Here is a 13,415-nt window from a genome sequence, read left to right as displayed (position 1 = left end):
ACAGGAATTCCAATAGTGGCACTTTTGTCCCGAATAATTGGGATAATCTTAAGGCAAGAACAATAAAAAAACAATTCTAAAAAGAGCAACCATTTTGACAAGTTTTGCCAGTATGGTTGCCTGTAATTCAACAAATCGTTTAACCATTAAAATCAAGAAAAAATGTTTACAGTAGAACAAATCAAGGATGCACACAGCAAAGTAAAATCGGGAGCAGATTTTCCTTCTTATATCAGGGAAATTAAAAAATTAGGTGTCACGCATTATGAAGCGTATGTAACGGATGGACATATTGACTATCACGGTGCAAACGATTATACGGCAAAGGTGCCTGCAAAATATGAACCGTTAGTAATTGCCGATACCTCGAATGGAGAAGTGTTTAAGGAAGAACTCATCGCTCATCAGCAAGGCAAAACAGATTTCCTAACCTTCATTAAAATGTGTGCAACCGTAGGTGTCGAAAAGTGGGCAATTTGTATGGACAAGATGACCTGTACCTATTATGACAAAGCAGGAAATGAGATTTTAGTGGAACAAATTCCTCAATAAATCCTGCAGTTTGGATACCATTTGGACTTGGAAACCTCAAAATTTTAATTGCCCAAAATCCCCCTCTAGTTTGTCCTGTTCACACAGGAATAATTAGGGGGGGTATTTTTAAATTTGATATAAGAAAATAAAACAACACTATCTCAAAAATATAAATAAATGGACATAAGATTTGAAGCGGGAATTAACATTGCAATAAAAATCCCGAAAAGCAAGTATGACAAAACAGTTGCTTTTTATAAAAATATTTTGAAGCTAGAAGTAGAGGAAAAGCCTATTGAGAATCCTACCATTTCTCGAACCCATCAAGTGAAATTTGGTCATAATGTGATCTGGTTGGATTGTGTTGACAATTACACGCACTCTGAAACTTGGTTACAGCTAACCGTTCCGAACGTAGAAGAAGCAACTAATTATTTGCTATCGAATGGTGTGGAAACCTGTGATGAGATTGAAGAGCTTCCTGAAAATATGCATTGGATACAAGATCCAGCCGGGACAGTTTTTAATCTTCAAGCGAAATAAATAATTAATAATAGAAATAAATAAAAAACTATGGAAAAGAACAAAGTAACCCTTCAGAGGGTTTTAACGGCACCTCCAGAAAAAGTTTTTAAGGCATTTTCAGATGCCGATGCTATGGCGTCTTGGTTTCCGCCTTATGGTTTTGTGTGCAAGGTGCACAGTTCGGATTTCAGAGTGGGTGGCAAGTACAAAATGTCGTTTACAAATTTCACAACCGGCAACAGCCATTCATTTGGAGGCGAGTATCTGGAAATCATACCTAATGAACGACTAAAATATTCCGACCAATTTGACGATCCCAACTTTCCGGGAACAATTATTACAACTGTTGAATTACGGGAAGTTAGCGTGGGTACGGAACTGATGATACTACAGGAAGGAATACCCGATGCAATTCCGGCAGAGATGTGCTATTTGGGTTGGCAGGAATCGCTTGATAAACTGAAGCGTTTGGTAGAACCCAATATTCCAGATGCATAACAATAATAATGAAGAACTATTTAAAATAAAAAAAAATGGCAAAACAAGTTTTTATCAATTTAGCAGTAAGCAACCTTCAAAAGTCGATGGACTTTTATTTGGCATTGGGATTCACAAACAATCCTCAATTTTCTGATGACACGGCAAAATGCATGGTGTGGAGCGAAAGTATCTATGTGATGCTTTTGTCACACGAAAAGTTTTCGAGCTTTATAACAAAACCTATTGCTGATACAAAATCAAATGTGGCTGCACTTTTCGCATTGTCTATGGAAAGCGTTGACGAACTCAATACAACAATGAACAACGGACTAAAAGCAGGCGGAACTGAGCCAAGCGAAATGAAAGATTATGGCTTTATGCAACAACGAAACATAGAAGATTTCGATGGTCATACTTGGGAAATTTTCTATATGGATATGTCTAAAATGCCTACAGAATAGACAAGTTAGCAATAATAAACAAAACCTCTTTATCAATCAAGACAAAGAGGTTTGTTTTTTTAAGGAGCCTATCAAAACTTCCTTATGAAGCAATTGGCATTCTATACAATAAGTCGGTAAGCGGTTCGTGGATGTCCACATTTTTAGCTTTGCACAGCTCGATTTTCAATCCAGAGATTACTTCTTTTCGTTTTTGTTCTTCAAGATTTTGAAGTCTTGTTCTTAAAAAAGTTACCGTTGGATATTGGTAACGAGTCGATTTCAATCTGTTTACAACGTAGTTGGAGTCCATAGCAAGTAGTTTTATAAGGTTAGTTTTTTGTTCTTTTTCTTATAGCCAAATTAGCAATGAAATATGAAGTGAATGTTATACTATAAATTACAGATGTTATAAAATTCTTATCAGATCCATTACATTTTTCATTCACTTAACACAAAACGTTATCTTTGCCTCAAAACTACCTTATGCCAAGAATTCTAGCCATCGACTACGGACTAAAACGCACCGGAATTGCCGTTACTGACGAGATGCAAATCATCGCTTCGGGACTCACCACCATTCCCTCAGAAACTGCAATTGCTTTCTTGAAGGAGTATTTTGGCAAGGAAAAGGTAGAAAAAGTGCTCATTGGCGAACCCAAACAAATGAACGGTGAACCTTCTCAAAGTGCCGAAATCATCGAAAAGTTTGTACTCTTGTTTCAAAATACATTTCCAGAAATGAAACTTGAACGAGTAGATGAACGGTTTACGTCGAAGATGGCCTTCCAAACGATGATTGACAGCGGACTCAAAAAGAAGCAACGGCAAAGCAAGGCCCTAATCGATGAGATTTCGGCAACGATCATGCTTCAGGATTATTTGTCGAGAAAATTTTAGATTACGATTTTGAGCTTTCGCGTAGCTTTGAGAATACTTTCGGATAAGTTCGTGAGCCATATTAGCTGCTCGATGACCAACTGAGCTTCCTTCATCTTCAATTGAAAATCGTTTTCATCAATTGCATTATCACGCAATTCCTTGGCACGGATGTTTTTTAATTCGGTAAAAGAACTTCCAAGTCGGCTTTTTGAACCGTGTTAAGTAATAATTTTTCGTCATCCGTATGTAGTACTTCCATTGCGTTGTCGAGGTTTTTGAGGACCGTTTCCACAACCACATTAAAAGCTTCCGAAGCTTTGCTAGTTTGATGTGTTTGAATATAGGTTCCCAACGAAGCTGATGACGAAACCAAAGTATGATTCAGCTCTACCAATTTATAGACTTGTGGCATGTGTTTTTGCTTGGATTTTGGTTCCTGTGTCATCCGTTGAAACGACGTCATCAGGTTACCAATTTCGATAAAGGCTTGTTTCCTTGCCAGTTTATAAGCAGTGGTTACTTCTCCTTTCTGATTGTAAAAAACTGAAATTTCTTTTATATAGTCATGATTGGCTTTGATGGATTTCTCCAAAAACAGACGAACGTTCAGGAATTCCCATGAAGGCCAAAGGAAATAATTGGCCGCGAAGGCAAGTGCTGCACCAACAACGGTGTCGAGAATTCGATATTGAATGACCTCGTTGACATTTGGCGTAAGCATACCATAAATAAAAACGACATACATCGTCACGAAAGTAGCCCCAACCTTATAATTCGTCTGGGTAAAAGTAAAGCCCAATAGCATGGCAATAATGGCAAAAGCACTGATGGCAAAACTATTATGAACAAATGAAATGATCCCAAAAGCAATGATTCCACCCAAGATGGTCCCAAAAATCCGCTCATAGGAACGTTGTTTTGTGAGTCCGTATCCGGGTCGCATGATCACGACAATTGTCAATAGAATCCAATAGACATTTTGGAAGGGTAGAATTTTTCCGACAATAAAGCCAAAAAGTATTGTGATTGTCAATCGAAGTGAATGCCTGAAAATAGTGGAGGAGAAGCTCAAGTTTTCTTTAAATGTACTCCAAGGATAATACAAGGGCGTGAGGAATTTTTCGAGGTCTTTTTCGATTCCTTTCAAGTCTTGGGGTTTCGTAGCCAATGTGAAAGCCCGTTCCACGACTTTTATTTTTTCAATTTGCCTTTCGGCATAATCCTTCATGTTGGAAAGCATTAGGACACCTTCGGAAGCTGCTTCTGGTCCAACTTCCTTTTCATACTCTAAAATGCCCTTTTCCAAAGCTTCTAAGTCTTGGAAAAGCTGATGTTTTGACACATATTTGGTTTTGTTTTCCAATGATTTGGAAAGCTTTTTCATGGTAGCAGCAAGGTTGTAGGCAAGATTTTGATAGGTTGCCAACGCCTTTGGATGTGCACTAAACTTTTCGTTCAACTTAGTATGGTCAAAAGAAGTAGAAAGGGCAAGTTCAAGGATTTCGAGTAAGGAATCAAACACGATAAGCATCTTCCTGTTTTGATTTGAACTTCCCGAATTGGAACGGTTCCGAATTAAAATTTCCCTTAAATTTTCATGAATCGCATTCAATTCTACTTGAAGATACAGTTGTTTTTCGATGATTTTGGTACGAGAAGCATCGGTGTTCCACAAATCGCCACGAAGCTTGAGGTATTTTGAAGTGAGCTTGATGCATTCGGCAATTTGCAATTCTACATAACGATACGGTCTGATTTTATAAAAAGTCAAGGAAACCAGCAGATAAAACAATCCGCCAGCCAGCATATATCCGCTATTAATAATGATATCCAATCCAGAATTCAGATGTCCAAAAGCCAAGCAAACCGATAGTAATCCCGAAAAGGAAATCATGGTAGCACGATGGCCATACACGGAAATCATTGAAAGAAAAAACAATATGATAGCTAGAAAAGGATAAAAAATCCACGGATAAGGATAGGTAATGTTTACTAAAGCAGCAGCACCAACAATGATTAAAATCGCTACCAAAAGACCATTGATCTTATGTTTCAAATTACTAGGAATATCGCTAGGATAGGTAAGGATAGCCCCAATGGCAATGGTAAAACCCACTTGAAACAAACCCAGATAACCCAATACAATGACAGGCAAAACAGATGCAACTGTAACTTTTAGTGCATTAGTAAAATTGGTCTGGTCGGTAAAATTTTTAACTGAATTGATCATTTGAAAGGATGTACTCTACAAAGGTAAGGAATGCAGGAGATTTAAACTTTGAAAAATAAAGATTTAAGAAGTTTCTATAGTAGTAAAAGGTTATCGGTTATCTTTTTTTCACTATTTTTGCCGTCCGTATTTGATGAAGGCACTCTTTTTGATAATGCATAATACTTTAAAATTTTTAAAATGATTTTACCAATTGTAGGATATGGCGATCCGGTTTTAAGAAAATTAGCAGAAGAAATTCCGCAGGATTATCCTAACCTAAAGGAAACTGTTGCCAACATGTATGAGACGATGTATAATGCATATGGTGTAGGTTTGGCAGCACCTCAAGTTGGAATGGCGATTCGTTTATTTATTGTCGATACAACACCTTTTAGCGATGATGAAGATTTGTCAAAAGAAGAACGAGAACAATTGAACGGCTTTAAGAAAACGTTTATCAATGCCAAAATGTTGAAGGAAGAAGGCGAAGAATGGGGTTTTAACGAAGGTTGCCTTAGTATTCCAGAAGTGCGTGAGGATGTATATAGAAACGAACGCATCACGATTGAATATTATGATGAGGATTTCAAAAAGCACACCGATGTTTATGATGGTTTGATTGCACGAGTTATTCAACACGAATATGATCATATTGAAGGAATCTTGTTTACCGATAAGATATCTTCTTTGAAAAAACAATTGATCAAAAAGAAACTGCAGAATATCATGGAAGGCAAGACACGTCCTGATTATAAGATGAAGTTTGCTTCGCCGAAGAAAGGGAGATAGTTTGCAGTATTCAGTGATCAGTGTTCAGTCGCAGTTTGAAGTTTACAGTTATTAAGAAAAAATAATACTAATAAAAAAATAAATAATTACTAAAGATGAATTTAGATAAAATATTAGCAATTTCAGGAAAGCCAGGTTTATATGCCTTAAAAGTGCAAACCCGTTCAGGTTTTGTAGCAGAATCTTTAATTGATGGAAAAAAAATCACGGTTGGATTGAGAAGCAATGTAAGTTTATTGTCAGAAATCTCAATTTATACTACAAGTGCAGAGAAGCCACTAGTTGAGGTAATGCGAAGCATCGCTATCAAGGAAGACAATGGTCCAGCACCTTCACACAAGGAAGATAACGCCACTTTGGCGGCCTATTTTGCAGAAATCCTTCCAGATTATGATCAAGATAGGGTATATCCTTCTGATATCAAGAAAGTTTTGAACTGGTACAATATGCTTCAAGCAAAAGGAATGGTTTCGAAAGAAATTCCCGTTAAGGAAGAGGTTCCTGTAAAAGAAGAAGCTGAAGCAACTAAAGAATAAGCTTTAAAGTTTTTATTATATAAAAAAAGCCTCCAATTTGGAGGCTTTTTTCATTGGTAGAACTATTTTTATTTCACAACTACCTTAACCGTATATACTTTATTGGATTTTATTTTCAATAAATAAACTCCAGTTGGAAGGCTCTGGTTTATAATCGAGAAGTTATAGTCGTTTATGTTCTTGGAGGAATAAAAAAGATTTCCTGTCATGTCAAACATATCAATCTGATCTATTGGATATTTTGATTTGATATAAGTACGTTCTCCATCTTTTACAGGATTAGGATATACCTGAACTCCGTTTTGAGACGAAAATTCGTCATTACCTAAAACGTCTTCCACAACGAAGGAAATTCTGTTCGATACTTCATTATAAGAATCATTCGTAAACATCACAATAAAATAATCACCCGTTTCTGTTGGAAGTTTGTCATCTGGTATCACTGTTGTTCCTTCCGGAAGTCCTTCGAAATAAGTGAAACTTACCAATTCATCCACGTTCGGGTCATCACCCTCATGATAAATTCCTAACCAGTCTTTCACAATTCCGGGAGCATCCGTCCAAGTGGCAATGATATTCTCATTCAAATTATAAATGGTTTTGTTGATTGCCAACTGTGTGATTTGTTCTCCAACCTGAAAGAATACTTTGTTTCCAATACTTGAATAACCGTCCTGAAGGAAATATTCTGCGAAGTAATAGCCATCAGCCAATCCATTGAACGTGATACTTCCAGAAGTAGCATTCACATATTGCCAAAGTGTAGATCCGATACTTCCTGGAGTTTGACCAACTTTGTAGATTCCGATCCAGTCGTTTGCTAGTTGAGGTCCGTTTTCGTAACTCACAATCACGCCTTCTCCAGAATTATACACTTGATTGTTAGTGGATAATGATACTAAAGGACCAACATAAAATTCTTTTCTTTCGGCAAGTTCATTGTAACCATCATTTTCAAGGAAAGTGGCATAATATCTTCCTGGTGTCGTCAAACCATTAAACGTTATGGTGCCACTTGTATCTCCGCCAACATACGACCAAAGTTGTGCAGGACTACTGCTTGAGGGTGTTTGGGTAATTTTATACAACCCGATCCAGTCATTTTCGTTACCCGGACCATCTGTAAATGATACATTTATTGGTGTATTTAAAGCATAGGCAATCGTATCCAGCTGTATTTGTGTATTAGCAAAACTACTATTGATGATGTTGAAGGATTTTGTCTCGCTCCATTCTGACCAGCTAAGATTTCTGTCCCTATGACGCACTTTTACAAAGTATTGTCCGTTTGGAATTTCATTTTCTGCCAAGGCAACCTTGGTGATATCAACATTTGCATTCAAATCCTTTGATACATCTACTTGGTTGTTCAATGGGCCATACAAATTTTCGTAATCCCGGTAAATATCTTTTTCTATAATTTCGAAATCTGCTGTTTTTCCAATCAAAAATTCAGTTGAATTTAATAATTCACCCGATGAAGTTGCATAAGCCGAGCTTGTAATCTCAAGAGGCAATTCTACATCGTTACCAGTAAATGCATTGGTAATAGAAGGCTGTGTTGGAGCTGATAATCCTTTATAATGATGAAATTCATCCATCAGCTCATTGTCTTTCCAATTGTAGGCACTTCCAATAGAATACGATTCTACATCAAAAGTAGCATTCACAACATCAATATCGATAATCTGATACATCCAGTTGGAGATTGTTTTTTGAACATCATCATAATCTTGTTCAGCAGCCATTCCCCAATATTGATCCCAGGCAATACCTCCAGAAATAATCTGATACGTTGGAGTGTTTTTCAGTTGTCCTCTATGGTATAAGTGATGATGTGCTCCAATATGCAAGATATGCTTTTCAGTAGTCACTAAAATTGGCATTGCTGAATTACGAATCCAAGGAGAAATGTCGCCTACATATTGTTCTGCTTGATAAGGTCTATGCCCAAGCGAAACAACCCAGTCTACAGTCGGATCATTGTCGGCAGCTTCCACAACTTGTGCAAGCCAATTGAGCTGTTGAACGCTCGTGTGTTCAGTATCCAATGCTACAAATAAGGTATTACCCACTTGATTTGCATAATAATTTTCGGTTCCAGATGTAATATTTTGATAGGACATTTCATCTAAGATATAATGATCATAGTAGGCTTGCATAGCCAAAGTACCATAGGTTTCATGATTTCCAACCAAGGTTTGAATTGGCAAATAGCCCGAAAGTGCCTTGTTCTTCTTGAAATGCACATGTTCATAATGATCAAGTGTACCAACATCTACTTGGTCACCAACCATTACTGTTAAAGCAATATTATCTGATGGATCGGCATCAATGCCCCATTTTTCAGCAATTTTTCTTTTTGCAGCAGCGACCAAAGTATCAAAACGTGGAAGATTCCTCATTTGATTGTCACCAAGGACCAAAAATCGCAAATGCCCATCAGCTGTAGCAGCCTGTCCTGGAAGTGGTAAGGTCTTAAATGACATTATATCAGATGTTTCCGTACCCGTTTTAATGCGATAATAATATTTTGTATTGGGTGCCAAACCTGTTACTTTAACCGTGTGATAAAAATAATTCGCAGCATATCCAGTATCTGTAAAAATCTGATTAGTACCCGTTACGGTAGTATTTAAAGTTGTACTAGAAGTTCCAAATTCTACAATAGACTCAGGATTACTCTCGGTTTTCCAGTTCACATAGATAGAATTGGAAGTTGGAGCTTGTAAATAAGGATGCAAGGTTTGGGCTTGAACCACATACCCTGCAAAAAACAATACTAAAAGGTAAATTTTTTTCATGATAACGGAGGGGTTTTTATGGCACCAAAAGTAAAGGATGAAAATAGATAACGAATTAGATAAAAATCAACTTAGTGTAAAGAAATAAGAGGTTTTTAAGGTGCTAAGATTAAGGAATGTTTATCTGGGGATGAAACGGAAGCAGTATGTTTTAGAAATACTATTTTATTTTTTGGCGAATGCCAAATCTAAAAAACATATCATAATATAATTCTATGAAGACCTTTTTCCTGAAAGGATTTCTTATTTTTACCGAAATCTTTTTACTATGAATTCCAGAGAACACCAGCTTCAAGCTTTCGGCAGATTATTAGATATTATGGACGATTTACGTGAAAAATGTCCGTGGGATAAAAAGCAGACCTTGCAAACGCTTCGCCATCTAACGATTGAAGAAACTTACGAATTGGGCGATGCGATTTTGGATAATGATTTGCAAGAGGTAAAAAAGGAACTGGGAGATTTACTGCTGCATATTGTTTTTTATGCCAAAATAGGAAGTGAAACAAACGACTTCGATATGGCTGATGTTTGCAACGAAATCTGCGAAAAACTGATCCACCGTCATCCTCATATTTATGGCGATGTGCAGGTAAAAGATGAAGAAGAAGTAAAGCAAAACTGGGAAAAATTAAAGCTGAAAGAAGGTAAAAAATCGGTTTTGGAAGGTGTTCCTAAAAGTTTACCGGCTTTAGTAAAAGCTTCGCGAATTCAGGATAAAGTAAAAGGAGTAGGTTTTGATTGGGAAGAACCACACCAAGTTTGGGACAAAGTTCAGGAGGAAATAGAGGAGCTAAAAGTTGAGGTAGAAGCTGGAAACCAAGACAGGATTGAGTCTGAATTTGGTGATGTCTTGTTCTCGATGATTAATTATGCTCGTTTTTTGAATGTGAATCCCGAAGATGCTTTGGAACGAACCAATAAAAAGTTTATCAAACGTTTTCAATACCTCGAAAGTAAGGCATCTGAACTTGGAAAACCTTTGGCGGACATGACATTAGCCGAAATGGATGTATTTTGGAACGAAGCCAAAAAGCTATAATTAAAACCCTCGTTGACGTTTTGCCTCAAAAATCAAAATCGCAGCGGCAACCGAAACATTCATAGAATCAATTTCGCCTTGCATCGGGATAATGATGTTTTGAGTAGCTTCATCACGCCATTTTTGCGAAAGTCCTGTTGCTTCAGTACCTACAACCAAAGCGGTTGGAGTGGTGTAATCCTGAGTATGATAGGAAGTAGAATTTTGCAATGTTGCACAATAGAAATTAATTTTATTTTCCTTCAAAAAAGCAATCACCTCTTCCGTTGTTCCTGTAGCAATTTGGTTGGTAAACAAACAGCCAACACTAGAACGAACGATATTTGGATTGAACAAATCGCCCTTTGGATCGGCAATGATAACAGCATCCAATTTTGCAGCATCGGCAGTTCTTAGGATTGCACCAATATTTCCTGGTTTTTCGGGAGCTTCGGCAATCAAAATCAGCGGATTTTTGCCTAATTTCAATTCTTTTAAAGATAACGACTTTGATTTGGCTACAGCCAAAATACCTTCGGTTGTATCACGATAGGCCAGTTTTTGATAGACTTCCTTGTTGATTTCTATGAAATCTATCGGTTGATTGGTTAATTTGCTTATTTGATTAAAGTCGATCAATTCGGGTAAAAACAAAACGGTTTCAAGTTCATAACCTCCTTTTAGCGCCAATTCTATTTCGCGTTTCCCTTCAATCAAAAAAGTACCCGATTGTTTTCGGGCCTTTGCTTTTTCTTGCAATAGCACTAGCGATTTTATAAACGGATTTTGTGTTGACGTGATTTGTTTCAAAGGAATCTGAATTTAGTTGGTGCAAATTTAGGTATAAAAATAAAAAGTGCCTTAATTTTCATTAAAGCACTTTGATGTTTTAGAAACGATCTGGTGTTTCGTTTTCTTCACCTAAAGTTGTTTCTTCCAATTGTGGTCTTGTTACTTCTTGGTCTTTTTTGCCAAAGACAAATTTTTTGAGGCCAGCAAAGGCTGCAATTAGTCCAATAACAATAAATTTCCCGAATTTAGCTAATATGGCAAAGAAACCAACTTTTGCTAAAACTTTTCCAGCAACTAAACCTCCAATTGTCCAAGCTGCAACCGAGTCAGTACTGGAATCAAAATCAAAATAGGTATTACCTTCATTGAATTGAATACTAGAAATTACATTGTTCATGTTCGCCTTTACTTCTTGCAATTGTTCGATTGGTGCTACTGCTGATAAAATAAACACACCTTTTCTTCCTAGTACTCTAAGGTCATAGTTTAAAGTATTGATTTCGCTATCAGAAAACTTAAACTCTTTTGCCCAATGCAATACTTTTTTATTTTCATCATAAAAAGGTTTCGAGGCCCAGCCTACAAGTTCAGCACTTGCATATCCTTGTTTAACTCTATCTTCATTTTGAATCTTGATATCTTCTTGAATATCTTTCAAAAGATCATCATAATCCATATCTTTAGCATCATCATCCTTGACAAAACCCATTCCATCATAATTGATTGTAAATAACCAACTATCGTCGCCAAGAACGCCTTTAGTTTCCGGAACCAGAGCTCCAAGAAGTGTTGGGTCGGCTGGATTTCCCCATAAATCTTTCATCACATATTGGGCTTGTTCAGCATTGAGAAATTTGAAACCTTTGGGAACATTTAGTACTGCATTCTGATTTGGAAATTCAATTTTCCCTGTTTGATACGTCAGTGATTTCTCAATCGTAGCAATATTTACCAGTGTAGAATCTTCGCTCTGGGCAAAATTTAGAGTAATGCATCCAATAAAAAGCAAGAAAGAGAGTAACATTTTTTTCATAATTGTTGGTTTTTGGTGTTTTTGATTTATAAAATTCCTCTCGCCTTGATTTCCAAATATTTATTTATAGTATCTAAAGTAAGATTTTCAGGTTGTGTCAGTACCGAATAGATACCATATTTTTTGAGTTCGCTCACAATCAATCGCTTCTCGAAAGCAAATTTTTCGGCGATTACCTTATCGTAAACTTCTTGTATGTTCTCCGCTTTTTTGTTGATGAGGTCGTTCAGTTCGGTATTATTAAAAAACACCACAACTAGAAGGTGATTTTTTGCAATTCCTTTTAAATAAGGTAATTGGCGGTGCAAGCTGTCCAATGTTTCAAAATTCGTATATAAAATAATCAAACTTCTTTGGTTGATATTTTTCTTAATATCGGCATACAATCTAGAGAAATCGCTTTCAAAAAAATCAGTTTTGATGTTATAAAGACTTTCGAGAATCTTCTGCATTTGAGAAGAACGTTTTTCGGCTACAACACGATTTTCTACCTTTTTTGAGAAGGCAAACATTCCCGCCTTGTCTTGCTTTTTTAAAATTATATTCGATAAAACCAATGTCGCATTGATGGCATAATCCAGCAAACTCAACTTGTTGAAAGGCATTTTCATTAACCTTCCTTTATCGATTGCCATATAAACCGACTGTGATTTTTCGTCTTGAAACTGGTTCACCATCAAGCTGTTTTTCTTGGCAGTAGCTTTCCAGTTCAAGGTTCGGATGTCATCTCCTTGAACATATTCCTTGATTTGCTCAAATTCCATCGTATGCCCAATTCGTCGAATTTTCTTCACACCATATTGAAAAAGAGTGTTAGAAAAGGCCATCAAATCATATTTTCGAAGTTGGATATACGAAGGATAAGTAGGAACCATCTGGTCCTTATTGAAAGTAAATCTTCTAGAAATTAGCCTTAAAGGCGAAGAAACATAGATGTTCAGGTTACCAAAAGAGTATTCTCCACGTTCTGTCGGACGAAGATAATAATTGATCTCGTCTTGAGATGAAGCTTTTATATTTCGTATAATCTGAAAATTACGAACCTGAAATTGAAACGGAATTTCATCAATTATTTTGGCAGAAATTGGAAACGAATAATAATTTCTAATGCTAACATTGATCGGGTTTTCATCTCCATTTGATAATTTTTCAGGAGTGATTCTTGTGCCTTCAATTCCGGTTTTGGCCCAGAATAAAATCATGATATCCAAAACTAAAAAAGTGATCACAATCAGCACCAAATACCAAGTTGCCTCGTATAATGCAGGAAACACAAATGAGATGGCAAACAAGACTACGATGCCCGAAAGCACATAGAAAAAGAAATTATTGATATAGAGTTTTTTGATCAGGCTCAATGTTCAGAT

At 36.6% G+C, this 13,415-nt stretch carries 14 protein-coding genes; 8 read left to right on the top strand and 6 right to left on the bottom strand.

The window, feature by feature from the left end; genetic code table 11:
- Positions 1 to 162 precede the first annotated feature (162 nt).
- From G508_RS0110440 to G508_RS0110425, 4 genes are all read left to right on the top strand, one after another.
- Positions 163 to 552, top strand: coding sequence for a DUF1398 domain-containing protein (locus G508_RS0110440; protein WP_026705266.1), 390 nt, complete (start codon positions 163 to 165; stop codon positions 550 to 552).
- 159 nt (positions 553 to 711) lie between these two features.
- Positions 712 to 1,077 (top strand): VOC family protein, encoded by a 366-nt coding sequence (locus G508_RS0110435; RefSeq protein WP_026705265.1) that lies wholly within the window; start codon positions 712 to 714, stop codon positions 1,075 to 1,077.
- A gap of 30 nt (positions 1,078 to 1,107) precedes the next feature.
- Positions 1,108 to 1,557: an SRPBCC family protein gene (locus G508_RS0110430; RefSeq protein ID WP_026705264.1), complete on the top strand. Its 450-nt coding sequence runs from the start codon at positions 1,108 to 1,110 to the stop codon at positions 1,555 to 1,557.
- Between the two features lie 35 nt (positions 1,558 to 1,592).
- Positions 1,593 to 2,000 (top strand): VOC family protein, encoded by a 408-nt coding sequence (locus tag G508_RS0110425; protein WP_026705263.1) that lies wholly within the window; start codon positions 1,593 to 1,595, stop codon positions 1,998 to 2,000.
- Positions 2,001 to 2,082: 82 nt separating this feature from the next.
- Here the strand turns inward: G508_RS0110425 and G508_RS0110420 are convergent, their stop codons facing one another.
- The gene (locus G508_RS0110420; protein ID WP_026705262.1) at positions 2,083 to 2,292 is read right to left on the bottom strand and encodes a hypothetical protein; all 210 of its coding nucleotides are present in this window, start codon (positions 2,290 to 2,292) and stop codon (positions 2,083 to 2,085) included.
- A 173-nt stretch (positions 2,293 to 2,465) separates the two neighbouring features.
- On the opposite strand from G508_RS0110420, the gene ruvX reads away from it, so the two are divergent.
- Positions 2,466 to 2,879: a Holliday junction resolvase RuvX gene (gene ruvX / locus G508_RS0110415; RefSeq protein WP_026705261.1), complete on the top strand. Its 414-nt coding sequence runs from the start codon at positions 2,466 to 2,468 to the stop codon at positions 2,877 to 2,879.
- Positions 2,880 to 3,036: 157 nt separating this feature from the next.
- Here ruvX and G508_RS18855 read toward each other — a convergent pair whose 3' ends face one another.
- A complete protein-coding gene (locus G508_RS18855) occupies positions 3,037 to 5,091 on the bottom strand; it encodes an FUSC family protein (RefSeq protein ID WP_342662960.1) in 2,055 nt (684 codons plus the stop codon).
- A 180-nt stretch (positions 5,092 to 5,271) separates the two neighbouring features.
- Here G508_RS18855 and def point away from each other — a divergent pair, with 180 nt between their 5' ends.
- Together def and G508_RS0110400 are read left to right on the top strand one after the other, a co-directional pair.
- On the top strand, positions 5,272 to 5,862 hold the full coding sequence (def, locus tag G508_RS0110405) for a peptide deformylase (protein ID WP_026705260.1): 591 nt from the start codon (positions 5,272 to 5,274) through the stop codon (positions 5,860 to 5,862).
- 95 nt (positions 5,863 to 5,957) lie between these two features.
- Complete coding sequence (locus G508_RS0110400; RefSeq protein ID WP_026705259.1) at positions 5,958 to 6,398, top strand: DUF5606 family protein; 441 nt, start codon at positions 5,958 to 5,960, stop codon at positions 6,396 to 6,398.
- A gap of 68 nt (positions 6,399 to 6,466) precedes the next feature.
- Here G508_RS0110400 and G508_RS0110395 read toward each other — a convergent pair whose 3' ends face one another.
- Positions 6,467 to 9,202 carry a fibronectin type III domain-containing protein gene (locus G508_RS0110395; protein WP_026705258.1) on the bottom strand — a complete coding sequence of 912 codons (2,736 nt, stop codon included), beginning with the start codon at positions 9,200 to 9,202 and terminating at the stop codon, positions 6,467 to 6,469.
- Between the two features lie 268 nt (positions 9,203 to 9,470).
- Between G508_RS0110395 and mazG the strand changes: the two genes are divergently transcribed.
- Complete coding sequence (mazG, locus tag G508_RS0110390; protein ID WP_026705257.1) at positions 9,471 to 10,244, top strand: nucleoside triphosphate pyrophosphohydrolase; 774 nt, start codon at positions 9,471 to 9,473, stop codon at positions 10,242 to 10,244.
- On the opposite strand, the gene G508_RS0110385 is transcribed toward mazG, so the two are convergent.
- From G508_RS0110385 to G508_RS0110375, 3 genes are all read right to left on the bottom strand, one after another.
- Positions 10,245 to 11,033 carry a TrmH family RNA methyltransferase gene (locus G508_RS0110385; protein WP_026705256.1) on the bottom strand — a complete coding sequence of 263 codons (789 nt, stop codon included), beginning with the start codon at positions 11,031 to 11,033 and terminating at the stop codon, positions 10,245 to 10,247. It lies immediately after the preceding gene.
- 79 nt (positions 11,034 to 11,112) lie between these two features.
- Positions 11,113 to 12,048 (bottom strand): DUF2167 domain-containing protein, encoded by a 936-nt coding sequence (locus G508_RS18850; protein WP_051197551.1) that lies wholly within the window; start codon positions 12,046 to 12,048, stop codon positions 11,113 to 11,115.
- 26 nt (positions 12,049 to 12,074) lie between these two features.
- Positions 12,075 to 13,406: a DUF58 domain-containing protein gene (locus tag G508_RS0110375; protein ID WP_035694515.1), complete on the bottom strand. Its 1,332-nt coding sequence runs from the start codon at positions 13,404 to 13,406 to the stop codon at positions 12,075 to 12,077.
- Positions 13,407 to 13,415: the final 9 nt, after the last annotated feature.

Origin of the sequence: Flavobacterium soli DSM 19725 (assembly GCF_000422705.1) — a bacterium.
Taxonomy (GTDB): domain Bacteria; phylum Bacteroidota; class Bacteroidia; order Flavobacteriales; family Flavobacteriaceae; genus Flavobacterium; species Flavobacterium soli.
This window is presented reverse-complemented; position numbering and strand designations above follow the sequence as displayed.

What these genes read in the sequence shown, in the direction of transcription:
- G508_RS0110440 (WP_026705266.1), top strand. Translation starts at nt 163, where the DNA reads ATGTTTACAGTAGAACAAATCAAGGATGCACACAGCAAAGTAAAATCG.
- G508_RS0110435 (WP_026705265.1), top strand. Translation starts at nt 712, where the DNA reads ATGGACATAAGATTTGAAGCGGGAATTAACATTGCAATAAAAATCCCG.
- G508_RS0110430 (WP_026705264.1), top strand. Translation starts at nt 1,108, where the DNA reads ATGGAAAAGAACAAAGTAACCCTTCAGAGGGTTTTAACGGCACCTCCA.
- G508_RS0110425 (WP_026705263.1), top strand. Translation starts at nt 1,593, where the DNA reads ATGGCAAAACAAGTTTTTATCAATTTAGCAGTAAGCAACCTTCAAAAG.
- G508_RS0110420 (WP_026705262.1), bottom strand. Translation starts at nt 2,292, where the DNA reads ATGGACTCCAACTACGTTGTAAACAGATTGAAATCGACTCGTTACCAA.
- ruvX (WP_026705261.1), top strand. Translation starts at nt 2,466, where the DNA reads ATGCCAAGAATTCTAGCCATCGACTACGGACTAAAACGCACCGGAATT.
- G508_RS18855 (WP_342662960.1), bottom strand. Translation starts at nt 5,091, where the DNA reads ATGATCAATTCAGTTAAAAATTTTACCGACCAGACCAATTTTACTAAT.
- def (WP_026705260.1), top strand. Translation starts at nt 5,272, where the DNA reads ATGATTTTACCAATTGTAGGATATGGCGATCCGGTTTTAAGAAAATTA.
- G508_RS0110400 (WP_026705259.1), top strand. Translation starts at nt 5,958, where the DNA reads ATGAATTTAGATAAAATATTAGCAATTTCAGGAAAGCCAGGTTTATAT.
- G508_RS0110395 (WP_026705258.1), bottom strand. Translation starts at nt 9,202, where the DNA reads ATGAAAAAAATTTACCTTTTAGTATTGTTTTTTGCAGGGTATGTGGTT.
- mazG (WP_026705257.1), top strand. Translation starts at nt 9,471, where the DNA reads ATGAATTCCAGAGAACACCAGCTTCAAGCTTTCGGCAGATTATTAGAT.
- G508_RS18850 (WP_051197551.1), bottom strand. Translation starts at nt 12,048, where the DNA reads ATGAAAAAAATGTTACTCTCTTTCTTGCTTTTTATTGGATGCATTACT.